This is a genomic window from Pantoea sp. ARC270, assembly GCF_003236725.1.
Classification (GTDB): Bacteria; Pseudomonadota; Gammaproteobacteria; order Enterobacterales; family Enterobacteriaceae; genus Pantoea; species Pantoea anthophila.
The window spans coordinates 37420-61239 of record NZ_PUGA01000017.1 but is presented as its reverse complement, the minus strand read 5'-3'; the positions used below and the strand labels follow the sequence as shown (position 1 = coordinate 61239).

Below are 23820 nucleotides of genomic sequence, written 5' to 3'. Positions count from 1 at the left end.
CCCCTGGCGCAGGGCTTTTTTCACTGCCGGGCAATGCTATGATGAACGCCATTTTTGCAAACCAACCCCCTGACACCAACGAGAAAAAGTATGTTGAAAAAACTGTTATTCCCCCTGTTGGCTGCGTTCATTTTAGCCGGCTGTGCAACCAGCAATAATACCCTCACCATTCAGCCTAAGATTGAGCTGCCACAGCGCGATCCGGGCCTGATGGCGGTCACCGTCAGCATCAACGGAGCCGATCAGCGTCAGGATCAGGCGCTGGCAAAAGTGAACCGTGACGGTCAGCTGGTGACCCTGACACCATCGCGCGACCTGCGTTTCCTGCTGCAGGAAGTGCTGGAGAAACAGATGACGGCACGTGGCTATATGGTGGGACCGAATGGCGCGGTCGATCTGCAGATCGTAGTGAACAACCTCTATGCTGACGTTACCCAGGGCAACGTGCGCTACAGCATCACCACCAAAGCGGACATCTCTATCATTGCTACCGCCAAAAACGGCAGCAAACAGGTTAAAAATTACCGCCAGACTTACAGCGTAGAAGGCGCGTTCAGCGCAACGAACCAGAAGATTACTAACGCGGTCAACGCCACCATGAGCGATGTCATCGCAGACATGGCACAGGACACCAGCGTCAACGACTTCATCAAACAGAACGCGCGTTAATTTCGCCTCTCCTCTGCCCGGCATGATGCCGGGCATCGTGTTTGTTACCGGCAGGATCCGCATGAACCACTATCTTCGCCTCTTCAGCCAGAAAAATGCCGCCGTACTGCTGCTGCTCGGTTTCGCCTCCGGCCTGCCGCTGGCCCTGACATCCGGCACGTTGCAGGCGTGGATGACGGTGGACAATGTCGATCTGAAAACCATCGGTTTCTTTTCGCTGGTCGGCCAGGCCTATGTCTTTAAGTTTCTCTGGTCGCCGATGATGGACCGCTACACGCCGCCGTTTCTGGGCCGGCGTCGCGGCTGGTTGCTGCTCAGCCAGCTGGCGCTGGTCGGGGGCATTGCGGCGATGGGTTTTCTGCAACCCAGCCGGGATCTGACCCTGATGGCGGCTCTGGCGGTGCTGATTGCCTTCTGCTCCGCCTCACAGGACATTGTCTTTGACGCCTGGAAAACCGATATTCTGCCGCCTGAAGAGCGCGGCAGCGGCGCGGCGATTACCGTGCTGGGTTACCGGCTGGCGATGCTGATTTCAGGCGGGCTGGCGCTGTGGCTGGCTGACCGCTATCTCGGCTGGCAGGCGACCTACTGGCTGATGGCGCTGATGATGGTGCCAGGCATTATCGCCACGCTGATGGCGAGCGAGCCGGACACCCATATTTCCACGCCCCACTCTCTGCGTCAGGCTGTTGTCGACCCGCTGAAAGATTTCTTTCAGCGCAATAACGCCTGGCTGCTGATTACCCTGATTATTCTCTACAAGCTGGGCGATGCTTTTGCCGCCTCACTGACCACCACCTTTCTGATTCGCGGCGTCGGCTTTAATGCTGGCGATGTCGGTCTGGTTAACAAGACGCTGGGCCTGCTGGCGACCATCATTGGTGCGCTCTATGGGGGTGTCGTCATGCAGCGCCTGAGTCTGTTCCGGGCACTGATGATTTTCGGCCTGCTGCAGGCTGTCTCAAACTTCGGTTACTGGCTGCTGGCGGTGACGGATAAACAGCTGTGGAGCATGGCCAGCGCGGTTTTTGTGGAAAACCTCTGTGGCGGCATGGGCACCGCCGCCTTTGTGGCGCTGTTGATGACCCTCTGCAACAAATCGTTCTCCGCGACCCAGTTTGCCCTGCTGTCAGCGCTTTCTGCGGTGGGCCGGGTTTACGTCGGTCCGGCTGCGGGCTGGCTGGTAGAACTCTGGGGCTGGCCAGCCTTTTATGCCTTCACCGTCGTGGCGGGCGTGCCGGGTCTGTTGCTGCTGGCATTTTGCCGTCAGACGCTAAATCAGGTCGAGCAGAGTGGCAAATTCCTGACACGAAGCTACTATCCTCTTGGCTATCGCTGGACGAATCGTCTGTTTGCAACAGGCTGTGGCGTGCTGGGACTCTGGCTGGTGGCGCTGGCGCTGGATGCGCTGGGGCTCACTGTGCTGGCTGCCCTGCTGTCACCCCTGTTTGGCACTGGCATGGTACTCGCGTTGCTGGCCGTATTGTCGGGTCTGCTGCTCGACTACCGGGCACTGAAACGAGCGCCTGCCCTGCCCGCGTCAGATGCTTAAGTGAAATCGATGGGTTAACGGCTGCGGCTTATTTTTTTGTCAACGGACCAGGCCGCCGTCATTTATCATCGCCTGTTATTTTTTGAAAATAAGAATATGGCCTGAGGAGGGGGAGCGGAAATACTAAAAACCGGTGAGCAATTACTTTAGTTAAATTTCATCACATAAATGATGCAGACTTGTTAAATATTTGGGCGTTAAAAGTAAGGGTTATTCCTTTCCCTGATTTTTTTGCGGTTACTTCCATTGGTTTTTGTTATATTGGTGCCAACTGCTTGTCTGCGTTAACTATTTGTCACCTGACGCAACATCTGTGACACCCTTAGCAAAAGGTGTCAACACGCATCTGACACATCCTTAAGCTGGTTTACACTGCATAAACCTTCCCGTAAAATGCGCGCACACTTAAACGACAATAGAGCCCTTTGTCATTGAGGTCGTTAAATGAGACTCAGTAAATACAATAAAAGTTTGGGGATTTTGTCATTAATTGCAGGCACTTTATTAATGAGTGGCTGCGATAGTGCATTGTTAAATCCCAAAGGACAGATTGCACTGGAGCAACGTTCGCTGATACTGACTGCCTTTGGCCTGATGTTGATCGTCGTTATCCCCGCAGTCCTGATGGCCGTGGTGTTTGCCTGGAAATATCGGGCATCCAACACGAATGCGAAGTACAGCCCTAACTGGTCACACTCTAACAAAGTGGAAGCCGTGGTCTGGACCATTCCGATCCTGATCATTCTCTTCCTCAGCGTGCTGACCTGGAAATCGACCCATGCACTGGAGCCCAGCAAACCGCTGCAATCTGATGTAAAACCGGTTGAGATCGATGTGGTTGCACTGGACTGGAAATGGCTGTTCATTTACCCGGAACAGGGTATTGCAACCGTGAACCAGATTGCCTTCCCGGCAAACACGCCAGTGAACTTCAAAATCACGTCTAACTCCGTCATGAACTCTTTCTTCATTCCAACGCTCGGCAGCCAGATTTATGCGATGGCCGGTATGCAGACCAAGCTGCATCTGATTGCGAATGAGCCAGGGACTTTCGACGGTATCTCTGCGAACTTCAGTGGTCGTGGTTTCTCTGGCATGAAGTTCAAAGCCATTGCAACCAAAGACGATGCGGAATTCCAGCAGTGGGTAGCAAAAGTTAAAGCAGCACCTAACACGCTGACCACCATGGAAGATTTCGAGAAAGTTGCTGTACCAAGCGAAAACCACCCGGTGGAATATTTCTCTTCAGCGAATCCTGAACTGTTCAAGCAAGTTATCGCTAAGTTCATGACCAGCCACGGGAAGATGGACATGCCTGAACATGAAGGTATGGACATGAGTCACGCCGCTTCCGCGGGAGCCGAGGAATAATACGATGTTCGGAAAATTAACACTGGATGCAGTGCCGTACCATGAGCCGATTATCATGGTCACGGTCGCCGGTATCATTTTAGGTGGTCTGGCACTGATTGCCGCCATCACCTATTTTGGTAAATGGCAATATCTGTGGTCTGAATGGCTAACGTCTGTCGACCATAAAAAACTGGGTATCATGTACGTCATCATGGCATTCGTCATGCTGCTGCGTGGTTTTGCTGATGCCATCATGATGCGTACCCAACAGGTGATGGCTTCGGCCGGTGAAGCGGGCATTCTGCCACCGCATCACTACGACCAGATCTTTACGGCGCACGGCGTCATTATGATCTTCTTCGTGGCGATGCCTTTCGTGGTTGGCCTGATGAACATCGCCGTTCCGCTGCAGATTGGTGCACGTGACGTTGCGTTCCCGTTCCTGAACAACCTGAGCTTCTGGTTTACCGCGGTCGGTGTGATCCTGGTTAACCTGTCGCTGGGTGTGGGCGAGTTCGCGCAGACCGGCTGGCTGGCTTATCCGCCACTGTCCGGCGCGGAGTACAGTCCCGGCGTCGGGGTCGACTACTGGATCTGGAGTCTTCAGCTCTCCGGTATCGGTACGACCTTAACCGGTATTAACTTCTTCGTGACCATCCTGAAGATGCGTGCACCGGGCATGAGCCTGTTCAAAATGCCTGTCTTTACCTGGACTGCGCTGTGCACCAACGTCCTGATCATCGCTGCGTTCCCGGTTCTGACCGTGACCCTGGCGCTGTTGACCCTTGATCGTTATCTCGGCTTCCATTTCTTCACCAATGAAATGGGCGGGAACATGATGATGTACGTCAACCTGATCTGGGTCTGGGGTCATCCGGAAGTGTATATTCTGGTTCTGCCGGTCTTTGGTGTGTTCGCAGAAATTACCGCGACCTTCTCCAAAAAACGTCTGTTTGGCTACACCTCACTGGTGTGGGCGACCATCGCGATCACCGTACTGTCGTTCATCGTCTGGCTCCACCACTTCTTCACCATGGGTGCGGGTGCGAACGTTAACGCCTTCTTCGGTATTATGACGATGATCATCGCGATTCCGACCGGGGTTAAAATCTTTAACTGGCTGTTCACCATGTACCAGGGTCGCATCCAGATGCACTCTGCGATGCTGTGGACCGTTGGCTTCCTGGTAACCTTCTCTGTAGGGGGTATGACCGGCGTACTGCTGGCCGTTCCGGGTGCTGACTTCATTCTGCACAACAGCCTGTTCCTGATTGCACACTTCCATAACGTTATCATCGGTGGTGTTGTCTTCGGTTGTATGGCGGGCGTGACCTACTGGTTCCCGAAAGCCTTTGGCTTTACCCTGAACGAAACCTGGGGCAAACGCGCCTTCTGGTTCTGGATCATCGGCTTCTTCGTTGCCTTTATGCCGCTGTACGCGCTGGGCTTCATGGGTATGACCCGTCGTCTGAGCCAGGATATCGATCCACAGTTCCACCCTCTGCTGGTGGTCGCTGCGGTCGGTGCAGGTCTGATTGCAATGGGTATCCTGTGTCAGCTGACCATGTTCTACGTTTCGGTCCGTGACCGTGACCAGAACCGTGATCTGACCGGTGACCCGTGGGGCGGTCGTACGCTGGAGTGGGCAACCTCTTCACCACCACCGTTCTATAACTTTGCTGTGATCCCGCATGTGCATGAGCGTGACGCTTTCTGGGAAATGAAAGAGAAAGGCGAAGCGTACAAGCAGCCGGAGTCGTATGAAGAGATTCATATGCCGAAAAACAGCGGTGCTGCACTGGTTATCTGTGCGTTCGCGACGGTAATGGGCTTCGCGCTGATCTGGCATATCTGGTGGCTGGCAGGTCTTTCATTCCTCGGCATGATCGTTACCTGGATCGTGAAGAGCTTCGACGAAGACGTGGATTACTACGTTCCGGTTGCTGAAGTTCAGAAGATTGAAAACCAGCACTTTGACGAAATCAGCAAAGCAGGTCTGAAATAATGTCAACTGAAACTCTGATTAAACATCACCACGACGCCCATGCGGAGCATGGGCATCACGATGCAGGAGCCAATAAAGTCTTTGGCTTCTGGATCTACCTGATGAGTGACTGCATTATCTTCGCAACCCTGTTTGCGACCTATGCCGTCATGGTCAACAACACTGCCGGTGGCCCGGCAGGTAAAGATATCTTTGAGCTGCCGTTTGTTCTGGTAGAAACCGCCCTGCTGCTGCTGAGCTCCATCACGTATGGCATGGCTGTTATCTCCATGAACAAGGAGCAAAAAGGTGCCGTTATCGGCTGGCTGGCGCTGACCTTCCTGTTTGGTCTGGGCTTCATCGGCATGGAAATCTATGAATTCCATCACCTGATTGCGGAAGGCTTTGGTCCGGATCGCAGTGGCTTCCTGTCTGGCTTCTTTACGCTGGTCGGTACCCACGGTCTGCACGTGACCTCGGGTCTGATCTGGATGCTGGTGCTGATGTTCCAGATTTCCAAACGTGGCCTGAACGCGACTAACCGCACCCGTATCATGTGTCTGAGCCTGTTCTGGCACTTCCTGGACGTGGTCTGGATTTGCGTCTTCACCGTTGTTTACCTGATGGGAGCCATGTAATGAGTCATTCTGTTAACGAACATGGCGCTTCACACGGTAGCGTGAAGTCCTACATGATCGGCTTCATCCTCTCTATCATCCTGACGGCGATCCCGTTCTGGATGGTCATGGATGGCAGTGCATCTCACGGTACTATCCTCGGTGTTGTTCTGGTCTGTGCGGTTATCCAGGTGCTGGTTCACCTGGTTTACTTCCTGCACTTAGACAGCAAATCTGAGGGTGGCTGGAACATGGTAGCCATTGTTTTCTCGGCCATCATCATCCTGATTGTCGTAGTAGGCTCACTGTGGATCATGTGGAACCTCAACTACAACATGATGCCTCACTAAAGAGTCACGCGTAATGTTTAAGCAATACCTGCAAGTTACAAAACCAGGAATTATTTTCGGGAATTTAATTTCTGTGATCGGCGGATTCCTGCTGGCCTCTAAAGGCAACACGGATTACGCCCTGTTTCTCATCACCCTGGTGGGCGTGTCACTGGTGGTTGCATCGGGTTGTGTTTTCAACAACGTGATCGACCGCGACATCGACATCAAGATGGAGAGAACCAGGAATCGGGTGCTGGTAAAAGGCCTTATCTCCGCGAAAGTAAGCCTGGTTTATGCCACTGTGCTGGGTATTGCTGGCTTTGCGTTGCTCTACTTCGGTGCAAATCCGCTGGCCATGTGGCTGGGGGTGATGGGCTTCGTGGTTTACGTGGGCATCTACAGTCTCTACATGAAGCGTCATTCCGTTTACGGTACGCTGATTGGCAGTCTGTCGGGTGCTGCACCGCCGGTTATCGGCTACTGTGCGGTATCCAATGAGTTTGATGCCGGTGCCTTAATCCTGCTGGCGATCTTCAGCCTGTGGCAGATGCCGCATTCGTACGCGATTGCCATCTTCCGCTTTAAAGATTACCAGGCGGCGAACATCCCGGTACTGCCGGTGGTGAAAGGGATCTCCGTAGCAAAAAATCATATTACGCTCTATATCCTGGCGTTTATGATTGCCACGCTGATGCTGACGCTGGGTGGCTATGCCGGCTACAAATATCTGGTGGTGGCCGCTGCGGTCAGCGTCTGGTGGCTGGGCATGGCGTTATCCGGTTATAAAACCGCTGACGATCGTGTCTGGGCGCGTAAACTGTTTGTCTTCTCTATCGTGACGATTACCGCGCTGAGCGTGATGATGTCGGTAGATTCGATGGCTCCGGCCTCGAAGGACCTGCTGACTTACGTCTGGTAACGGACACCGTAAGAGCATGAAAAGGGCGCGATTTTCGCGCCCTTTCTTTTTGTTACGACTGCTTAAAAACTATTGTTTTACCCGCCCTGCCCCGCCCCCTAGAATAAATGCAGCACATTAACAGAGGTTGGAATGAACGATAATAAAATGACTCCGGTGGAGCTGCGTGCCACATGGGGCCTCGGTACGGTCTTTTCCCTACGCATGCTGGGAATGTTTATGGTCCTGCCGGTACTGACCACTTATGGCATGGCATTACAGGGCGCGAGTGAAACGCTGATCGGCCTGGCGATTGGTATCTATGGCCTGGCCCAGGCGATTTTTCAGATTCCTTTTGGTCTGCTTTCCGATCGCATCGGGCGAAAGCCGTTGATCGTGGGCGGACTGCTGCTGTTTGTTCTGGGTAGCGTTATTGCTGCCTGCACGGACTCTATCTGGGGCATTATTCTGGGCCGTGCGCTGCAGGGCTCCGGCGCAATTGCCGCTGCCGTGATGGCGCTGCTCTCCGATTTGACGCGAGAGCAGAACCGCACCAAAGCGATGGCCTTTATCGGCATCAGTTTTGGTGTCACCTTCGCAATTGCGATGGTCGTCGGTCCGGTCGTTACGCACGCGTTAGGGCTGCAGGCGCTGTTCTGGATGATTGCGATCCTGGCCTCGCTGGGTATCGTCATCACGCTGCTGGTGGTGCCATCCACCCCGCATCATGTGCTGAATCGTGAATCGGGCATGGTCAAAGGCAGCTTTCGCAAGGTGCTGGCGAATCCGCGCCTGGTGAAGCTGAATATCGGTATTTTCTGTCTGCATATCCTGCTGATGTCGAGCTTTGTCGCCTTGCCGGGGCAGTTTGAGCAGGCGGGTTTCCCGGCCCCGGAACACTGGAAAGTCTATCTCTCGACCATGCTGATTGCCTTTGCGGGCGTGGTGCCGTTCATCATTTATGCCGAAGTGAAGCGTCGCATGAAGCGCGTCTTTGTGGGCTGCGTCGGGATGATCGTTATTGCCGAGATCGTGCTGTGGGGTGCGGAAGGGCATTTCTGGACGCTGGTCGTTGGGGTTCAGCTCTTCTTCTTCGCTTTCAATCTGATGGAAGCCATTCTCCCTTCGCTGATCAGTAAAGAGTCGCCTGCCGGTTACAAAGGAACGGCGATGGGCATTTACTCCACCAGCCAGTTCCTTGGCGTAGCCGTTGGCGGCAGCATGGGCGGCTGGGTGTTTGGTCATTTCGATGCACAGACCGTGTTCATGGTCGGCGCAATGGTGGCTGCGGCCTGGCTGTTTGTCAGTATGACGATGCAGGAACCCCCTTATGTGAGCAGCCTGCGCATTGTGCTGAGTGACGCGGCACTGGCTTTGCCGAATCTGGAGCAGCGCCTGAAAGCGCAGAAAGGGGTGAACTCCGTGTTTATTGTGCCGGAAGAGAAAAGTGCCTACATCAAAATCGACAGTAAAGTGACCAGCCGCCCTGAGCTGGAAGCGTTGCTGGGCAGTTGCTAGTTTAAGAAAATTTTCACGACGACTTCCGCTCGTTTCGCTTCAGGATCGAGCTGGCTCAGGGAACAGGGTCAGATCGGAAAGTCGCAAAAGCCGCCATCCATGGCATGCTCGGCCCGCGCCGTCCTGGCGCGGGACGCTTTCCTCTTCTGCCCCTGTTCCCTGCGCCCCTTAAGCTTCTACGTTGCTGCTGAATCCCCCCGAATTTGATTTTGTGCTTAATCTTAAACCCGGCACAAGTCTTCTTACAGACAACTCAGAAATTCAAAGCGATGGATGCCTGTGCCTGTAGCAAAGCATCGCGGGCCATGGATGGCCCGCGCTGAGCCCGCCATGGATGGCGCTGTTGCGTCTTTGCGTAAGGCACAGGCTCCCTGAGCAAGCGCGCGATCGCACAGACGCCCTACAGCTCACACCCCGCTCCATACGCTTTACTTGTTCAAAGAGATGCAAGCCAGCGCACGAGGCCACTAACGTCACAAACCACGCCTTCATTTAGACGGCTCAAAATTTGGATCGATGCAGCGCTGCTCCTGCCAGATAACAAAAAACCCGGCCTGAGCCGGGTTTTTCATCACTGCCTTCAGGCCAAAAACACAGCCTGCCCCGCTTAATCGCGGAAGTTTTTAAACTGGAACGGCTGCCCCAGATTGCTGCCGCGCACAATCGCCATTGCGCTCTGCAGATCATCGCGCGCTTTGCCGGTCACTCGTAACGCTTCACCCTGAATCTGGGTCTGCACTTTCAGCTTACTGTCTTTGATAAGCTTCACCAGCTTCTTCGCTACGTCGCTCTCAATGCCCTTCTTCAGTTTGGCATCGACCGCCCAGCTTTTACCGCTGTGCTCAATCTCTTCCGGCACCTCTAAGGCACCGCCTTCAATCCCGCGCTTCAGTAACTTCTCACGCAAAATATCGACCAGCTGTTTAACCTGGAAATCAGACTCGCTGGTGATTTTAATGGTTTCATTCTTTTCGTTGAGCTCAAACTCGGCGCTCACGTTGCGGAAATCGAAGCGGGTAGACACCTCACGGTTGGCATTCTCCACCGCATTGCGAATTTCCTGCAGATCGACTTCTGAAACGATATCGAAAGATGGCATCTCTTCTTCTCCTGACGCTAAAGTGACATGCATAATACGCGTCTTACGGTGCTAAATAAAATCAGGCTGTGCACGACGCTATACTCATGGTGTGACAGTAAATAATAAATGGATAGCCCGCCAGCGGGAGGCAGTATGAAAATTACCGTGTTAGGGTGCGGTGCTCTTGGTCAGGTCTGGCTGACAGCGCTCGCCCGTCAGGGACACGAGGTGCAGGGATGGTTGCGGGTGCCGCAGCCCTATTGCTCGGCCAATGTCGTCGACCCGGAAGGCAACATAGCCAACCGCACCTTCATCGCTAACGATCCGCTGTTTCTGGCGGAAAGCCAGCTGCTGCTGGTTACGCTCAAAGCGCCCCAGGTGTCACCCGCCGTGAAAAATCTGGAAAGCGTTCTGCCGGAAAACTGCCCGGTGCTGCTGCTGCATAATGGCATGGGCACGCTGGAGGAGCTTAAAGGGTTAACTCAGCCGCTACTGCGCGGCGTCACGACGCACGCCGCGATGCGTGATGGCACCGTCATCAAACACATCGCCAGCGGCATCACCCACATCGGCCCCGGTAACCGCAAAAGCGCTGCTTACAGCGATCTGGCCGACATCCTGCACCATGCCCTGCCCGATGTCGCCTGGCATGACAACATCCGTGCGGCCTGCTGGCGCAAGCTGGCGGTGAACTGCGTGATCAACCCGCTCAGCGTGGAATATGAGTGCCAGAACGGCGCGCTGCGTGCGTATCCGGAACAGATTGCGCAGTTATGCGAAGAGATCAGCTGGGTCATGGAGCGTGAAGGTCAGAACGTAGCCAGCGAAAGCCTGCAGGATATTATCTTCGACGTGATTGAAAGCACGGCGGCGAACACCTCTTCCATGCTGCAGGATATCCGCGCGCAGCGGCTCACCGAAATCGACTACATCAGCGGCTTTTTACTGCGCCGCGCCCGGACGCACGGCCTGGTGCTGTCGGAGAACACCCGTCTGTATGACATTGTAAAACGCAAGGAGTCCCATTATGACCGCGAACGCATCGGTGCTGGTTTGCCTGGCACATGGCAGTGAAGAGACCGAAGCCGTCACCACCATCGACCTGCTGGTTCGTGCCGGGCTGAACGTCGTCACCGCCAGCGTCGAAAGCGATGGCAGCCGGGAGATCGTCTGCTCACGCGGTGTCCGCCTGCTGGCTGACGCACCGTTGGTCGAGGTCGCCGACAACGATTTCGCCGCCATCGTCCTGCCCGGTGGCCTCAAAGGCGCGGAGACCTTCCGTGACAGCCCGCTGCTGGTCGAAACGGTGCGTCAGTTTCATCTCAGTGATAAAATCGTTGCGGCGATTTGCGCGGCGGCAGGTACGGTGCTGGTTCCCCACGATCTGTTCCCTGTCGGAAACATGACCGGCTTTCCCGGCTTAAAAGAGACCATTCCGGCGGAGAAATGGATGGAGCGCCGCGTCGTCTGGGATCCGCGGGTAAAACTGCTCACCAGCCAGGCACCCGGCACGGCCATGGATTTTGCGCTGAAGCTGATCGATCTGCTGGTGGGAAAAGAAATGGCGCGCGACGTTGCCGCACAACTGGTGCTGGCACCCGGCATTTATGACTATCAGGCGTGATCAGGCTCATCAGTCAGACCCCGACAGGGTCTGACTGACCGTAAGCCAGCACTACGGGCGGTAGACTTTCACGTTCTTAAAGCCCTGCTCATGCAGATAGAGGGCCTGCAGACGGCTCATCACGCCGCGATCGCAGTAAAGCAGCCAGGTGCGGTTCTGATCGAGATCGCCAAACTGCGTGCTGAGTTTGTAGAACGGCAGTGATTTCACCTCCGTGGCCTTCAGCTCAAGCGGATTCTCTTCCTGCTCGTCGATGGCGCGGATATCCAGCACCACGTCGTTTTCACTCAGCAGCGCGACGGTTTCAACTTCCACCACCTCCTCTTCTGTCTGCTCAGCGATGGTGCGGATATCGACATTGGTCGCCTCTTCCACCACGCGATCCAGAATCGTAAAGTCGAAATTCTGCTCTTCTGCCTCGATCTTCGCTTTCACCGCCTTCACTGTCGGGCTTTTGGAAATCACCCCACAATATTCCGGCATGGTGCTGGCAAAATCTTCGGTACCGATCTCCCGGGCGACTTTGATGATGTGCTCTTTGTCGTGAGAGATCAGCGGACGCAGAATCAGCGTATCGGAGGCGTTATCAATCAGACGCAGGTTGGTCAGCGTCTGGCTCGACACCTGCCCGACCGCTTCACCGGTGACCAGCGCCTGTACGCCGTAACGTTCAGCCACGCGGGAAGCGGCACGCACCATCATGCGCTTCAGCACCACGCCCATCTGACCGTCATCCACTTTTTCCAGGATCTCACCGACGACCGGCTCAAAATTGATCGCCACAAAGCGCACCCGGTGCGAACGGCCAAAGCGGTTCCAGAGATAGTGCGCGACCTGACGGACGCCAATCTCATGGGCGGCGCCGCCAAGATTAAAGAAGCAGTAGTGTACGCGGCTGCCGCGACGCAGCAGCATGTAGCTGGAGACGCCGGAGTCAAAGCCACCGGAAATCAGCGACAGCACATCTTCCTGTGTGCCGATTGGGAAACCGCCCAGCCCCTCATAGCGTGCGGTCACCAGCGTCAGCTGATTCTCGTCCACTTCGAGATTAACCGTTACCTCCGGGTTTTTAAGCTGCACACGGGCGCTTTCGATGTGCTGGTTCAGCCCGCCGCCCACATAGCGCTCCACATCCTGCGAACTGAAGCTATGCTTACCACGACGTTTAACCCGAACGCAGAAGCTCTTCCCTTCGAGGCTGTCGCGATACTGCGCTAAGGTCTGTTCGAAGATGTGATGAATATCGGTGTACTCGCGATCTTCAACCGCTAAAACGTGATGAATCCCCGGAATGCGCGTCAGCTCATCGGGAATAATGTCCCGCAGCGCGTCGTTTTTTGAGCGCACTTCAATGTGATCCCAGTAACGCACAACGGCGATGTCGTCGCTGACAGTTTTCAGGACGTTACGGATATTGCTGGCAAGAATCTTGATAAAGCGCAAACGCACCGACTGACTCTTGATGGTGATTTCAGGAAATAACTTGATGATAAACTTCATGGCGACACAGCTTCGTTGGGCAAATAAGTGCTAAAAGAGGCAGCACTTAGCTGGTAAAATCACAAAATTGCGGGCTGCAAGGCGCAACCGCATCCGAGGCGCGGGAGTATATCACCTTTGTCAGGTGACTGCTTCTTCATCAGCTGCCGCATTGATTATTTTGCTAATCATAGGGTCTCAGCTACCATGACCGATTGCGAGATAATGTCCCAACCGTGAGTCGACACGAAATATGCCGAAAAAAGCCGAACAGCCAGCCAGCTTTGAAACGTCATTGCAGCAGCTGGAGCAGATTGTCAGCCGTCTGGAAAGTGGTGAACTGCCGCTGGAAGAAGCCCTGAACGAGTTTGAGCGCGGCGTGCAGCTGGCGCGGACAGGCCAGCAGACGCTGCAGCAGGCTGAACAGCGTGTCCGTATTCTGCTGAGCGATGATAAAAACGCCGACCTCACTGCTTTCACGCCGGAAAATGACTAATGGATTTTGTCCGATTACTCGACGCGTATCAGCAGCAGGTCAACGCCGCGCTGACGCGTTTTATAGCGCCACTTCCTTTTCAGAGTTCTCCTCTGGTTAATGCCATGCATTATGGGGCATTATTGGGCGGTAAACGCCTGCGCCCTTTTCTGGTCTACGCGACCGGTGAGATGCTCCGCGCCGACCCGGTGAGTCTGGATGCGCCCGCCGCCGCGGTTGAATGCATTCATGCGTACTCTCTGATTCATGACGATCTCCCTGCGATGGATGACGATGCACTGCGTCGCGGGCAGCCGACCTGTCACATTAAATATGGCGAAGATACGGCGATACTGGCAGGGGATGCCCTGCAGACGCTGGCCTTCTCAATTCTGACTGACGCAGCCATGCCGGGTGTCAGCGCGGAGTACCGGCTGCGGATGATCTCTGAACTGGCAAACGCCAGCGGCGTGGCCGGCATGTGCGGCGGTCAGGCGCTTGATCTGGCGGCAGAGGGTAAATCGGTGGATCTCGATCAGCTGGAGCAGATCCATCGCCACAAAACGGGCGCGCTGATCCGCTCAGCCGTCCGCTTAGGTGCTTTTACCGCAGGCGATGCGGGCCGTGAAGCCCTGCCGCTGCTCGACCGCTATGCTGAGGCTATCGGTCTCGCGTTTCAGGTGCAGGACGACATCCTGGACGTGGTGGGTGACACCGCCGTTATCGGAAAACGTCAGGGTGCCGATCAGCAACTGGGCAAAAGCACCTATCCTTCACTGTTAGGCTTAGAAAATGCCCGTGCCAAAGCGCGGGATTTGTATCAGGAAGCCCTTGATGCTCTGGAATTGCTCGCTGCGCACTCCTATAACACCACAGCACTGCAGGCGCTGGCGAGCTTCATAATTGAACGCGACAAATAACTTCCATAATGAGTCTCTGATGAGTTTTGATATTGCTAAATACCCGACACTGGCGCTGGCAAACACGGTTCAGGAGCTGCGTGCCCTGCCGAAAGAGAAGCTGCCTGCACTGTGTGATGAACTGCGTCAGTATCTGTTAGACAGCGTGAGCCGCTCCAGCGGCCATTTTGCATCGGGTCTGGGCGTTGTCGAACTGACTGTCGCGCTGCATTATGTCTACAACACTCCTTTTGACCATCTGGTGTGGGATGTGGGTCATCAGGCTTATCCGCATAAAATTCTGACCGGTCGCCGCGATCGCATCGGCACCATCCGTCAGAAAAACGGCGTGCATCCGTTCCCGTGGCGCGGCGAAAGTGAATATGACGTGCTGAGCGTCGGTCACTCGTCGACCTCCATCAGTGCCGGTCTGGGCATGGCAGCGGCGGCAGAACGCGAAGGTCAGGGTCGTCGCACCGCCTGTATTATCGGCGATGGGGCTATCACCGCAGGCATGGCGTTTGAAGCGATGAACCATGCCGGTGATATCAAACCGGACATGCTGGTGATCCTCAATGACAATGAGATGTCGATCTCCGAAAACGTCGGCGCGCTGAATAACCGTCTGGCGCAGATCCTGTCAGGTAAAACCTACGCGCGACTGCGTGAAGGCAGTAAGCGCGTGCTGACTAACCTGCCCCCGATTAAAGAGCTGGTTAAGCGCACGGAAGAGCACCTCAAAGGCATGGTGGTGCCGGGAACGCTGTTTGAAGAGTTAGGCTTCAACTACATCGGTCCGGTTGATGGCCACGATGTCCTGACGCTGGTCAATACGCTGAGTAACATGCGCAACCTGAAAGGGCCGCAGTTCCTGCATATCATGACGAAGAAAGGGAAAGGCTACGCCCCGGCAGAGGAAGATCCGATTGCCTGGCACGCCGTCCCTAAATTCGATCCGGCCATTGGCGAACTGCCGAAAAGTGCCGAAGGTCTGCCGAGCTACTCTAAAATCTTCGGCAACTGGCTGTGCGAAATGGCCGCCGACGATCCGAAGCTGATGGCGATTACCCCGGCGATGCGTGAAGGCTCCGGCATGGTGGCCTTCTCACGTGAGTTCCCGCAGCAATATTTTGATGTGGCGATCGCCGAGCAGCACGCGGTGACCTTCGCCGCCGGTATGGCGATTGGCGGTTATAAGCCGATTGTGGCCATCTATTCCACCTTCCTGCAGCGCGCCTACGATCAGCTGATCCATGACGTCGCTATCCAGAAACTGCCGGTCCTGTTTGCTATCGATCGCGGTGGTATTGTTGGCGCGGACGGTCAGACTCACCAGGGCGCATTTGATCTCGCCTATCTGCGCTGTGTGCCGGAGATGGTGATCATGACCCCCAGCGACGAAAATGAGTGCCGTCAGATGCTCTACACCGGCTATCACTATCAGGACGGGCCGAGCGCCGTGCGTTATCCGCGCGGCACCGGCGTTGGCACCCCACTGGCACCGCTACAGAGCCTGCCGCTGGGCAAAGGCGTGGTGAAACGTCAGGGTGAAGAACTGGCGATTCTGAACTTCGGTACGCTGCTGCCGGAAGCGGCCGCTGCGGCGGAAGCGCTGAATGCGACCCTGGTCGATATGCGCTTTGTGAAGCCGCTGGATGAGGCGCTGATTGCCGAACTGGCCGCCACCCACACGTCACTGATTACGCTGGAAGAAGGCGCAATCAAGGGCGGTGCAGGCAGCGGCGTCAATGAGTTCGTCATGGCGAAACGTCTGGCTGTGCCGGTTCTCAATATCGGTCTGCCCGATGAATTTATCCCGCAGGGCACACAGGAAGAAGTGCGCCATGACTACCTGCTGGACGCCGAAGGTATCCAGCAGCAGATCACCCGCTGGCTGGCGCAGTAACCTCTCCTCTCTGCGCTCCCTCCGGGGAGCGCAACGCCCTGCTATGCTGAAACCTTTGCACTTTCGCAGGAGCCTCCACCATGAAACTGATTCAACTGGGAACTACCGACCTTCAGGTTTCGCGCCTCTGTCTGGGCTGCATGACCTATGGCGAGCCGACGCGCGGCAACCACGCCTGGACGCTGCCTGAAGCGAGCAGCCGTCCGCTGATCCAGCAGGCGCTGAACGCAGGGATCAACTTCTTCGACACGGCCAACAGCTATTCAGACGGCAGCAGTGAAGAGATCCTGGGACGGGCGCTGAAAGATTTTGCGCGCCGTGAAGAGATTGTGGTCGCCACCAAAGTCTATTTCCCCCTGAGCAACCTCTCACAGGGTCTGTCGCGCAAAAATATCCTGCAATCCATTGATGACAGCCTGCAGCGCCTCGGCATGGAGTATGTCGATCTGCTGCAGATTCACCGCTGGGATTACGAGACGCCGCTGGAAGAGACGCTGGAAGCGCTGCATGATGTCGTACAGTCGGGCAAAGCGCGCTACATCGGGGCCTCATCCATGCACGCCAGCCAGTTTGCACAGGCGTTGCAGATGCAGGTGCAACAGGGCTGGCATCGCTTTGTCAGCATGCAGGATCAGTACAACCTGATTCAGCGTGAAGAGGAGCGTGAAATGCATCCGCTCTGTCAGAAAGAGCAGATCGCCGTGCTGCCCTGGAGCCCGCTGGCGCGCGGTAAGCTGACCCGCCCCTGGGGTGAAAACACCGCTCGCTCCACCTCTGATCAGGTCATGGCGAAGCTCTATGCCACCACCGAAGAGAATGATGCCGCCATTGCGCAGCGTCTGGCGCAGGTGGCGGAGAGTAAAGGCGTGACGCGGGCACAGGTCGCCCTGGCCTGGCTGCTGAGCAAACCTGCCGTCACGGCGCCAATCATTGGCGCGTCGCGTGCTGAGCAGTTTGCGGATCTGGTGAAGGCGGTGGATGTCACACTGAGTGACGACGAGATTACCCTGCTGGAAGAGGTCTATCAGCCGCATCAGGCGGTGGGATTCGAGTAACGTTGTAATATGACGCCCTTGCCGGGCGTCATCTTATCGCGGGTGAGCGGATCAGCCCGCCAGCCAGACTCCGATGCCATACAGCATGGCAGCCGAAATGACCCCGGCAATGATGTCATCGACCATAATGCCCATGCCACCGTGCACGTTGCGGTCAAACCAGCGAATCGGCCAGGGTTTCCACATATCCAGAATACGAAACAGTACAAATCCCCCGAGCACCCACTGCCAGCTGTTGACCGGAATCGCCATCAGCGTAATCCACATGCCGATAAACTCATCCCAGACAATACTGCCATGATCGTGAACGCCCATATCTTTGGCGGTGCGATGACAGAGGTAAACGCCGACGCAGATGCCGACCAGCACGACCAGCGAATAGAGGTCCTGCGGCAGAAACGTCATCAGCCACCAGAACGGGATCGCCGCCAGCGATCCCATGGTGCCAGGCACCACCGGGCTTAACCCGCTGCCAAAACCGGTCGCCAGCAGATGCCAGGGATTGCTCATCCGCAGGCGGCCTTTGGCCACATCGTTATTTCGTATCAAAGTGATCAAATCCTTTATGGCGGAAAGTGGCGGGCTTGCCATTATCCAGCAGCGTTAAGCCTTCCGACTCCGGTGCTATCTGACCGATGCAGGTGTAGGGCACGCCCAGATGACCCAGCGCCACATCCAGCGCGCCGCGATTCACCTCCGGCACGGTGAAGCAGAGCTCATAATCCTCTCCCCCACTCAGCGCCCAGCGCAGAACCTGCTCAGGGTCGAAATGGTCACGCAGCGCGCCAGAAAGCGGCAGAGCATCAAGATTAAGCCGTGCGCCACAGCCGCTGGCTTTCAGCACGTGACCGAGATCGGAAATCAGGCCATCAGAGAGGTCTACCGCAGAGGAGGCCAGCGCACGCAGGGCCTGTCCCTGCAGAATGCGCGGCATGGGGCGCAGATGGCGTTTGATCAGCGCCTCATGCACCGCCGGATCGCTGATGCGGCAGTGATGCTGCAGCAGCGCCAGCCCCGCCGCGCTGTCACCCAGCGTGCCGGTCACGTAGATCCAGTCACCCGGCTTCGCGCCGGAGCGTTTCAGGGCCCGGCCCTGCGGCACCAGACCGTGAATCGCCAGCGTCAGGCTCAGCGGGCCGCGCGTGGTGTCACCGCCCACCAGCTGCATATCGTAATACTCCAGCAGCTCAAACAGGCTCTCACTGAACGCCGACAGCCAGCTCTCATCGACCTGCGGCAGCGTCAGGGCCAGCGTCAGCCACGCGGGATCGGCGCCCATAGCGGCGAGGTCGCTGAGATTAACAGCCAGGGCTTTGTAGCCAAGATCGGCGGGATGGATATCCCGTAAAAAGTGCACACCGGCAACCAGGGTATCGGTGCTGATCGCCAGCGTCTGTTTTTCCGGCACGCTCAGTAACGCACAATCGTCACCGATGCCGAGTTCGACATCACGGCGGCTGCGTGTTCTGCGGTTGAAGTAGCGTGCGATGAGTTCAAATTCACCACAAGACATAATTACGTTCCGCTTAACCCTCTATGAAAAAAGGCCGGCAAGCCGGCCTTTTTGTTTATTTGCGATGGGGTCGAATCTGTGGACCGGCTTTATCCAGCACGCCGTTAACAAATTTATGACTGTCTTCAGCGCCGAAGACTTTCGCCAGCTCAATCCCTTCGTTGATGGCCACTTTATAGGGCACATCATCACGTTTGCTCAGCTCATACAGTGAGATGCGCAGGATCGCTTTTTCTACCTGGCCCAGCTCTTCAAGCTGACGCGACAGGTAGGGCTTCATCAGTCCATCCAGATACGCACTGTTGGTCGCCACACCGGACAGCAGTTCGCGGAAATAGGTAATGTCGACGTCTTTGACGTCCTGTTCCGCCAGAAACTGGTATTCCACATCGGCAATGTCGTTATTCGACAACTGCCAGGAGTAAAGCGCCTGAACAGCGCACTCACGGGCGCGACGACGAGCAGCAGGTTTCACAAAATTCCCCTTACAAAAATCAGGCTTTAATGGCTTTCAATACGTTGATCATTTCGAGCGCGGTCAGTGCGGCTTCCGCACCTTTGTTACCGGCTTTGGTACCGGCACGTTCAATGGCCTGCTCGATGCTTTCGGTTGTCAGCACGCCAAACGCGACAGGAATGTCGCTGTTAATGGCGACGCTGGCGATACCGGAGCTGGCTTCACCCGCCACATATTCGAAGTGGGCTGTGCCACCACGAATCACGGTGCCGAGGGCGATAATCGCATCATATTTGCCGGCGTTAGCCAGCGCGCGAGCTGCCAGAGGCAGTTCGTAGGCGCCGGGAACCCAGACTACGGTGATATTGTCATCTTTGACCTGGCCGATGCGTTTCAGGGCATCAATTGCACCCTCCAGCAGGCTGTCATTAATGAAGTTGTTAAAACGCGCGATAACGATGGCAACACTGGCCTCAGGCGTTGCAACAGCAGCTTCGATAACTTTCATACTTATCCTTTCAGGGGTTTATTTAGCCCCGCGCAGGGGGGCGGATTCTATCATACTCTTCGGCGGCGTGCTCTCGCTTTTCCGCCCGTGTTATTGCGGCGTCAGGGTCAGGCGTAAATCGTCTCCGACCTGACGGACATCGCTGAAACGAAAGGCAGGCGCATCAGCCAGCTGACTGAGTCCGGGCAGGTGACACAGGCCGCGGCCTTCATCACCTAACAGCTTAGGTGCCACGTAGACGATCAGCTCATCGGCCAGTCCCGCCTGCAGCAGCGCACCCGCCAGCGTTGCACCCGCTTCAACCCAGACGCTGTTGATCTGGCGCTGGCCCAGCAGCATCATCATCGCCACCAGATCCAGCTGATGCTCGCGCTGCGGAACGGCAATTTGCGTCACGCCTGCGGGCCAGCTCTGCTGATCCGGCTGATGGCGCATCAGCCAGGTTTCTCCCGGCTGCGTAATCAGGCGATGCCCGGACGTAACGCGATTCTGGCTGTCGATAATCACCCGCACCGGCTGACGCAGCTGCTGCTCATCCAGCAGCGCCTGGGTGTCCGCACTGAGTTCGGACCAGCGCACCGTCAGGGAGGGATCGTCCGCCAGCACGGTTGCGCTGCTGCTCAGGATAGCCGCACTTTGCGCCCGCAGACGCTGCACATCACGACGCGCAGCCGCAGAGGTAATCCACTGACTTTCGCCGCTGGCCATGGCGGTCCGGCCATCCAGCGACGCGCCCAGTTTAAGCTGAATCCAGGGAAACCCGGTGCGCATCCGCTTGAGGAAGCCGCGATTGAGTGCCTCCGCTTCCGGCATCATCAGACCGTGGCTGACCTCAATGCCCGCCTGCTGCAGGCGGTGCAGCCCGCGACCGGCGACCTGCGGATTCGGGTCCTGCATCGCGGCCACGACCCGCTTCACACCGGCGGCGATCAGGGCATCACAGCAGGGAGGCGTACGGCCATGATGACTGCACGGCTCCAGCGTCACATAGGCGGTAGCACCGCGCGCTTTTTCGCCTGCCATACGCAGCGCGTGGACTTCCGCATGGGGTTCTCCGGCGCGCTGGTGCCACCCCTCCCCCACGACCTCACCATCGCGTACGATAACGCAGCCGACGTTGGGGTTGGGCATGGTGGTAAAACGGCCGCGTCGCGCCAGCTCCAGCGCGCGCGCCATATAGCGTTCATCCATACTTTAATCCTGTAACCGGGCGATCTCTTCGCCAAAATCCCGGATATCTTCAAAGCTGCGGTAAACCGAGGCGAAGCGGATGTAGGCCACCTTATCGAGTTTTTTCAGCTCATCCATCACCAGGTTGCCAATCAGCTTACTGGGGATCTCCCGTTCACCCGTGGCACGCAGCTGGGTTTTGATATGGTTCACGGCGCTTTCCACCGCGTCGGCGCTGACCGGACGCTTTTCCAGCGCCTTCATCATCCCGCTGGCCATTTTGTCTTCATTGAAGGGTTCGCGCACGTCATTGCTTTTCACCACGCGAGGCATCACCAGTTCTGCCACCTCAAAGGTGGTAAAGCGCTCATGGCACATCAGACACTGGCGGCGGCGGCGCACCGAAGAGCCTTCACTAACCAGACGAGAATCAATCACTTTGGTGTCCACAGCGGAGCAGAATGGGCAATGCATGACGTTTCCTGACGCGAGAGTGATGGGTCAGACAGTGTAGCGCGAACTGCGAATCAACAAAATCTCTTCGTGCCTTTCAGAGGATTCACCTCTCAGGATAAACGATGCTAAATTTCGTCTGCAGCAAAAGGGACTACGCTTTAAGGGCTGCAATTGAAATTTTCCACTAACACACTGGAGGTTGTATGGGTCTGTTTAACTTTGTGAAAGAAGCGGGTGAAAAATTGTGGGATGCCGTGCATGGCGGTGATGACCAGAATAAAAAGCTGCAGGAGCACATCAACAAACTCGGATTACCCGACAGCGACAAGGTTGATGTCAAAGTGAATGGCGATACCGTCACGGTGACCGGCGATGGCCTCTCTCAGGAGCTGAAAGAGAAGATTCTGATCGCAGCGGGCAACGTCGCGGGCATCACCAAAGTGGAAGACAAGGTTACCGTCACCGACAGCGCAGCGGAGTCCGAACTCTACACGGTGAAAAAAGGCGATACGCTGAGCGCTATCTCGAAACAGGTCTACGGCAACGCCAATGAGTACAATAAGATTTTCGAAGCGAACAAACCGATGCTGTCACACCCTGATAAGATCTACCCGGGTCAGGTGTTACGCATCCCGAAATAACGGACAAGGATAACTTATGAACAGGATGGTTTGGTTTCCGGTGGCGCTCTCTCTGGTGACGCTGAGCGGATGCAGCAGCACCGCCAGCACACCGCAGGTCAGAGAGCTGCATCAGGAAGTGAATCAGCTTAATCAGCAGATGCAGCACCTGACCTCGCAAGCCAGTGCGCTGGAGATTCAGGGACAGCTGAACAGCCAGTCGCAGCAGGGAGCATGGCTGCTGCCACAGGCCAATACGCCCGTGGCGTTGCAGACCCGGCTCGGTACGCTGCGACTGACGCTGTCGCCCGTCACGGCTGAAGCGAGCGGCTCGCGGGCAACCCTCACGGTGCGTTCGATGGATGAACAGCCGTTGCCTGCGCTGAACGCCACGGTGATCTGGGGTGAACTCGATCCCGCCAGCGGCAAACCGCTCGGCAATGACACGCTGAGTCAGACCATCACCGTGCCTGCCTCCCTGCTGCCGCAGCATTCAGTAACCGTTCCGCTGCGACTCAGCGGTCTGACACCGGAGCAGATTGGCTACGTCCGCGTGCATAACGTGACCGGTAACGTGCCGACCCAGACCCCACCTGCTGCACCGGCATTACCCTGACGGCCGGCGCAAAAAAAACGGGCAGCCCCAGGGCTGCCCGTTTTCATTTCTGTCATGCGATTACGGCAGGATAGAAGGCTGATCTGCGCCCTCTTTCTCAACCTTCTGCACCAGCATATGTTCACGCTTCATGCCCAGCTTCAGCGCCAGCGCCGAAGAGACATAAATGGATGAAATCGTACCGATCGTCACACCAATCAGCATGGTCAGTGAGAAGCCTTTCAGCAGCGCACCACCAAAGATGAAGAGGATGAGGATCATCGCCAGTGTGGTCAGCGAGGTAATCAGCGTACGGCTTAAGGTCTGGGTCAGAGACACGTTGGTAATATCGTAAGCGCTGCCGCGACGGATCTTGCGGAAGTTTTCACGAATACGGTCAGAGACCACGATTTTATCGTTAAGCGAGTAGCCAATTACTGACATCAGTGAGGCAACAATCGTCAGGTCGATTTCAATACGGAACAGCGCCAGCAGACCGCAGGTGATGATGACGTCATGCGCCAGCGCCAGCACGGTGCCCAGTGCCAGACGCCACTCAAAGCGGAAACCGATATAGATCAGAATCGCAATCAGTGCAGACAACAGCGCCATCGCCCCCGCCTGCGCCAGGTCGCTGCCCACGCTCGGGCCTACGAACTCAATGCGCTTAACGGTCGCGTTCTGCTGGGTGGTCTGGTTAATCACCGACACCACTTTATTGCCTATTTCGGTGCCTGCCGGGCCGGTAACCGGTGCCATACGCACCATGACGTCACGGCTGCTGCCAAAGTTCTGCACCAGCGGCTCGTCAAAGCCCGCTTTCACCAGATCGCTGCGCAGCGTGTCGAGGTCGGCAGGTTTTTCCAGCGCAATCTCAATCACGGTACCGCCGGTGAAATCGAGGCCCCAGTTAAAACCGCGCACGCCCACGATCGCAATCGCAGCGACGATCAGCAGTCCCGAAATGATGAAGGCCAGCGTATCCCAGCGCATAAAGTCGACGACTTTACGCCCGTGGTTTAACTGCTCAATGTTATATTCCTGTGCCACAACGCACTC

25 protein-coding genes are annotated in these 23820 nt (G+C 56.2%); 16 read left to right on the top strand and 9 right to left on the bottom strand.

What is annotated here, in order from left to right:
- Positions 1–90 precede the first annotated feature (90 nt).
- From CKF42_RS10165 to CKF42_RS10130, 8 genes are all read left to right on the top strand, one after another.
- Complete coding sequence (locus tag CKF42_RS10165) at positions 91–669, top strand: lipoprotein (protein ID WP_009091711.1); 579 nt, start codon at positions 91–93, stop codon at positions 667–669.
- 61 nt (positions 670–730) lie between these two features.
- The gene (gene ampG, locus CKF42_RS10160) at positions 731–2221 is read left to right on the top strand and encodes a muropeptide MFS transporter AmpG (RefSeq protein WP_111208110.1); all 1491 of its coding nucleotides are present in this window, start codon (positions 731–733) and stop codon (positions 2219–2221) included.
- A gap of 444 nt (positions 2222–2665) precedes the next feature.
- A complete protein-coding gene (gene cyoA, locus CKF42_RS10155; protein ID WP_046101354.1) occupies positions 2666–3592 on the top strand; it encodes a cytochrome o ubiquinol oxidase subunit II in 927 nt (308 codons plus the stop codon).
- A 4-nt stretch (positions 3593–3596) separates the two neighbouring features.
- A complete protein-coding gene (gene cyoB / locus CKF42_RS10150; RefSeq protein WP_009091717.1) occupies positions 3597–5579 on the top strand; it encodes a cytochrome o ubiquinol oxidase subunit I in 1983 nt (660 codons plus the stop codon).
- Positions 5579–6196 carry a cytochrome o ubiquinol oxidase subunit III gene (locus tag CKF42_RS10145; protein ID WP_009091720.1) on the top strand — a complete coding sequence of 206 codons (618 nt, stop codon included), beginning with the start codon at positions 5579–5581 and terminating at the stop codon, positions 6194–6196. Before cyoB ends, CKF42_RS10145 begins: the two co-directional genes overlap by 1 nt.
- The gene (locus CKF42_RS10140) at positions 6196–6525 is read left to right on the top strand and encodes a cytochrome o ubiquinol oxidase subunit IV (RefSeq protein WP_008924889.1); all 330 of its coding nucleotides are present in this window, start codon (positions 6196–6198) and stop codon (positions 6523–6525) included. The genes CKF42_RS10145 and CKF42_RS10140 overlap by 1 nt, the downstream gene beginning before the upstream one ends.
- Before the next feature lie 13 nt (positions 6526–6538).
- Complete coding sequence (cyoE, locus tag CKF42_RS10135; protein ID WP_111208109.1) at positions 6539–7426, top strand: heme o synthase; 888 nt, start codon at positions 6539–6541, stop codon at positions 7424–7426.
- 132 nt (positions 7427–7558) lie between these two features.
- Positions 7559–8923: an MFS transporter gene (locus tag CKF42_RS10130; protein WP_009091724.1), complete on the top strand. Its 1365-nt coding sequence runs from the start codon at positions 7559–7561 to the stop codon at positions 8921–8923.
- A gap of 607 nt (positions 8924–9530) precedes the next feature.
- Here the strand turns inward: CKF42_RS10130 and CKF42_RS10125 are convergent.
- Complete coding sequence (locus CKF42_RS10125) at positions 9531–10022, bottom strand: YajQ family cyclic di-GMP-binding protein (RefSeq protein ID WP_009091726.1); 492 nt, start codon at positions 10020–10022, stop codon at positions 9531–9533.
- A 135-nt stretch (positions 10023–10157) separates the two neighbouring features.
- On the opposite strand from CKF42_RS10125, the gene panE reads away from it, so the two are divergent.
- Positions 10158–11078: a 2-dehydropantoate 2-reductase gene (gene panE / locus CKF42_RS10120; RefSeq protein ID WP_009091728.1), complete on the top strand. Its 921-nt coding sequence runs from the start codon at positions 10158–10160 to the stop codon at positions 11076–11078.
- Positions 11032–11628, top strand: coding sequence for a protein deglycase YajL (yajL, locus tag CKF42_RS10115; protein ID WP_009091730.1), 597 nt, complete (start codon positions 11032–11034; stop codon positions 11626–11628). The genes panE and yajL overlap by 47 nt, the downstream gene beginning before the upstream one ends.
- Positions 11629–11679: 51 nt before the next feature.
- On the opposite strand, the gene thiI is transcribed toward yajL, so the two are convergent.
- On the bottom strand, positions 11680–13128 hold the full coding sequence (gene thiI, locus CKF42_RS10110; protein ID WP_009091733.1) for a tRNA uracil 4-sulfurtransferase ThiI: 1449 nt from the start codon (positions 13126–13128) through the stop codon (positions 11680–11682).
- A 232-nt stretch (positions 13129–13360) separates the two neighbouring features.
- On the opposite strand from thiI, the gene xseB reads away from it, so the two are divergent.
- The 4 genes from xseB to CKF42_RS10090 all read left to right on the top strand — a co-directional run bounded on the left by xseB (position 13361) and on the right by CKF42_RS10090 (position 17442).
- Positions 13361–13603, top strand: a complete 243-nt coding sequence (xseB, locus tag CKF42_RS10105) for an exodeoxyribonuclease VII small subunit (protein WP_111208108.1) — start codon at positions 13361–13363, stop codon at positions 13601–13603.
- Entirely contained in the window at positions 13603–14502 is a 900-nt protein-coding gene (ispA, locus tag CKF42_RS10100; RefSeq protein ID WP_111208107.1) for a (2E,6E)-farnesyl diphosphate synthase, read from the top strand. Before xseB ends, ispA begins: the two co-directional genes overlap by 1 nt.
- A gap of 19 nt (positions 14503–14521) precedes the next feature.
- Positions 14522–16387: a 1-deoxy-D-xylulose-5-phosphate synthase gene (gene dxs, locus CKF42_RS10095; RefSeq protein WP_046101353.1), complete on the top strand. Its 1866-nt coding sequence runs from the start codon at positions 14522–14524 to the stop codon at positions 16385–16387.
- Between the two features lie 80 nt (positions 16388–16467).
- The gene (locus CKF42_RS10090; protein ID WP_111208106.1) at positions 16468–17442 is read left to right on the top strand and encodes an aldo/keto reductase; all 975 of its coding nucleotides are present in this window, start codon (positions 16468–16470) and stop codon (positions 17440–17442) included.
- Positions 17443–17493: 51 nt separating this feature from the next.
- Here the strand turns inward: CKF42_RS10090 and pgpA are convergent, their stop codons facing one another.
- The 6 genes from pgpA to nrdR form a co-directional block, all read right to left on the bottom strand.
- The gene (gene pgpA / locus CKF42_RS10085; RefSeq protein ID WP_111208105.1) at positions 17494–18033 is read right to left on the bottom strand and encodes a phosphatidylglycerophosphatase A; all 540 of its coding nucleotides are present in this window, start codon (positions 18031–18033) and stop codon (positions 17494–17496) included.
- A complete protein-coding gene (gene thiL / locus CKF42_RS10080; RefSeq protein WP_046101351.1) occupies positions 17978–18955 on the bottom strand; it encodes a thiamine-phosphate kinase in 978 nt (325 codons plus the stop codon). Before thiL ends, pgpA begins: the two co-directional genes overlap by 56 nt.
- Before the next feature lie 55 nt (positions 18956–19010).
- Entirely contained in the window at positions 19011–19430 is a 420-nt protein-coding gene (nusB, locus tag CKF42_RS10075) for a transcription antitermination factor NusB (RefSeq protein ID WP_009091744.1), read from the bottom strand.
- 19 nt (positions 19431–19449) lie between these two features.
- A complete protein-coding gene (gene ribE, locus CKF42_RS10070) occupies positions 19450–19920 on the bottom strand; it encodes a 6,7-dimethyl-8-ribityllumazine synthase (protein ID WP_009091746.1) in 471 nt (156 codons plus the stop codon).
- Positions 19921–20010: 90 nt separating this feature from the next.
- Entirely contained in the window at positions 20011–21111 is a 1101-nt protein-coding gene (gene ribD / locus CKF42_RS10065) for a bifunctional diaminohydroxyphosphoribosylaminopyrimidine deaminase/5-amino-6-(5-phosphoribosylamino)uracil reductase RibD (protein WP_058956372.1), read from the bottom strand.
- Positions 21112–21114: 3 nt separating this feature from the next.
- The gene (gene nrdR, locus CKF42_RS10060) at positions 21115–21564 is read right to left on the bottom strand and encodes a transcriptional regulator NrdR (RefSeq protein WP_009091750.1); all 450 of its coding nucleotides are present in this window, start codon (positions 21562–21564) and stop codon (positions 21115–21117) included.
- Between the two features lie 185 nt (positions 21565–21749).
- On the opposite strand from nrdR, the gene lysM reads away from it, so the two are divergent.
- Together lysM and CKF42_RS10050 are read left to right on the top strand one after the other, a co-directional pair.
- Positions 21750–22187, top strand: coding sequence for a peptidoglycan-binding protein LysM (lysM, locus tag CKF42_RS10055; protein WP_009091752.1), 438 nt, complete (start codon positions 21750–21752; stop codon positions 22185–22187).
- Between the two features lie 16 nt (positions 22188–22203).
- Positions 22204–22782 (top strand): DUF3251 domain-containing protein, encoded by a 579-nt coding sequence (locus tag CKF42_RS10050; protein WP_111208104.1) that lies wholly within the window; start codon positions 22204–22206, stop codon positions 22780–22782.
- Between the two features lie 60 nt (positions 22783–22842).
- Here the strand turns inward: CKF42_RS10050 and secF are convergent, their stop codons facing one another.
- On the bottom strand, positions 22843–23811 hold the full coding sequence (gene secF, locus CKF42_RS10045) for a protein translocase subunit SecF (protein ID WP_009091756.1): 969 nt from the start codon (positions 23809–23811) through the stop codon (positions 22843–22845).
- Positions 23812–23820 lie beyond the last annotated feature (9 nt).

Bases quoted from the DNA above. Each gene is read 5' to 3' on its own strand.
- CKF42_RS10165 (WP_009091711.1), top strand. From the start codon at position 91: ATGTTGAAAAAACTGTTATTCCCCCTGTTGGCTGCGTTCATTTTAGCC.
- ampG (WP_111208110.1), top strand. From the start codon at position 731: ATGAACCACTATCTTCGCCTCTTCAGCCAGAAAAATGCCGCCGTACTG.
- cyoA (WP_046101354.1), top strand. From the start codon at position 2,666: ATGAGACTCAGTAAATACAATAAAAGTTTGGGGATTTTGTCATTAATT.
- cyoB (WP_009091717.1), top strand. From the start codon at position 3,597: ATGTTCGGAAAATTAACACTGGATGCAGTGCCGTACCATGAGCCGATT.
- CKF42_RS10145 (WP_009091720.1), top strand. From the start codon at position 5,579: ATGTCAACTGAAACTCTGATTAAACATCACCACGACGCCCATGCGGAG.
- CKF42_RS10140 (WP_008924889.1), top strand. From the start codon at position 6,196: ATGAGTCATTCTGTTAACGAACATGGCGCTTCACACGGTAGCGTGAAG.
- cyoE (WP_111208109.1), top strand. From the start codon at position 6,539: ATGTTTAAGCAATACCTGCAAGTTACAAAACCAGGAATTATTTTCGGG.
- CKF42_RS10130 (WP_009091724.1), top strand. From the start codon at position 7,559: ATGAACGATAATAAAATGACTCCGGTGGAGCTGCGTGCCACATGGGGC.
- CKF42_RS10125 (WP_009091726.1), bottom strand. From the start codon at position 10,022: ATGCCATCTTTCGATATCGTTTCAGAAGTCGATCTGCAGGAAATTCGC.
- panE (WP_009091728.1), top strand. From the start codon at position 10,158: ATGAAAATTACCGTGTTAGGGTGCGGTGCTCTTGGTCAGGTCTGGCTG.
- yajL (WP_009091730.1), top strand. From the start codon at position 11,032: ATGACCGCGAACGCATCGGTGCTGGTTTGCCTGGCACATGGCAGTGAA.
- thiI (WP_009091733.1), bottom strand. From the start codon at position 13,128: ATGAAGTTTATCATCAAGTTATTTCCTGAAATCACCATCAAGAGTCAG.
- xseB (WP_111208108.1), top strand. From the start codon at position 13,361: ATGCCGAAAAAAGCCGAACAGCCAGCCAGCTTTGAAACGTCATTGCAG.
- ispA (WP_111208107.1), top strand. From the start codon at position 13,603: ATGGATTTTGTCCGATTACTCGACGCGTATCAGCAGCAGGTCAACGCC.
- dxs (WP_046101353.1), top strand. From the start codon at position 14,522: ATGAGTTTTGATATTGCTAAATACCCGACACTGGCGCTGGCAAACACG.
- CKF42_RS10090 (WP_111208106.1), top strand. From the start codon at position 16,468: ATGAAACTGATTCAACTGGGAACTACCGACCTTCAGGTTTCGCGCCTC.
- pgpA (WP_111208105.1), bottom strand. From the start codon at position 18,033: ATGGCAAGCCCGCCACTTTCCGCCATAAAGGATTTGATCACTTTGATA.
- thiL (WP_046101351.1), bottom strand. From the start codon at position 18,955: ATGTCTTGTGGTGAATTTGAACTCATCGCACGCTACTTCAACCGCAGA.
- ribE (WP_009091746.1), bottom strand. From the start codon at position 19,920: ATGAAAGTTATCGAAGCTGCTGTTGCAACGCCTGAGGCCAGTGTTGCC.
- ribD (WP_058956372.1), bottom strand. From the start codon at position 21,111: ATGGATGAACGCTATATGGCGCGCGCGCTGGAGCTGGCGCGACGCGGC.
- nrdR (WP_009091750.1), bottom strand. From the start codon at position 21,564: ATGCATTGCCCATTCTGCTCCGCTGTGGACACCAAAGTGATTGATTCT.
- lysM (WP_009091752.1), top strand. From the start codon at position 21,750: ATGGGTCTGTTTAACTTTGTGAAAGAAGCGGGTGAAAAATTGTGGGAT.
- CKF42_RS10050 (WP_111208104.1), top strand. From the start codon at position 22,204: ATGAACAGGATGGTTTGGTTTCCGGTGGCGCTCTCTCTGGTGACGCTG.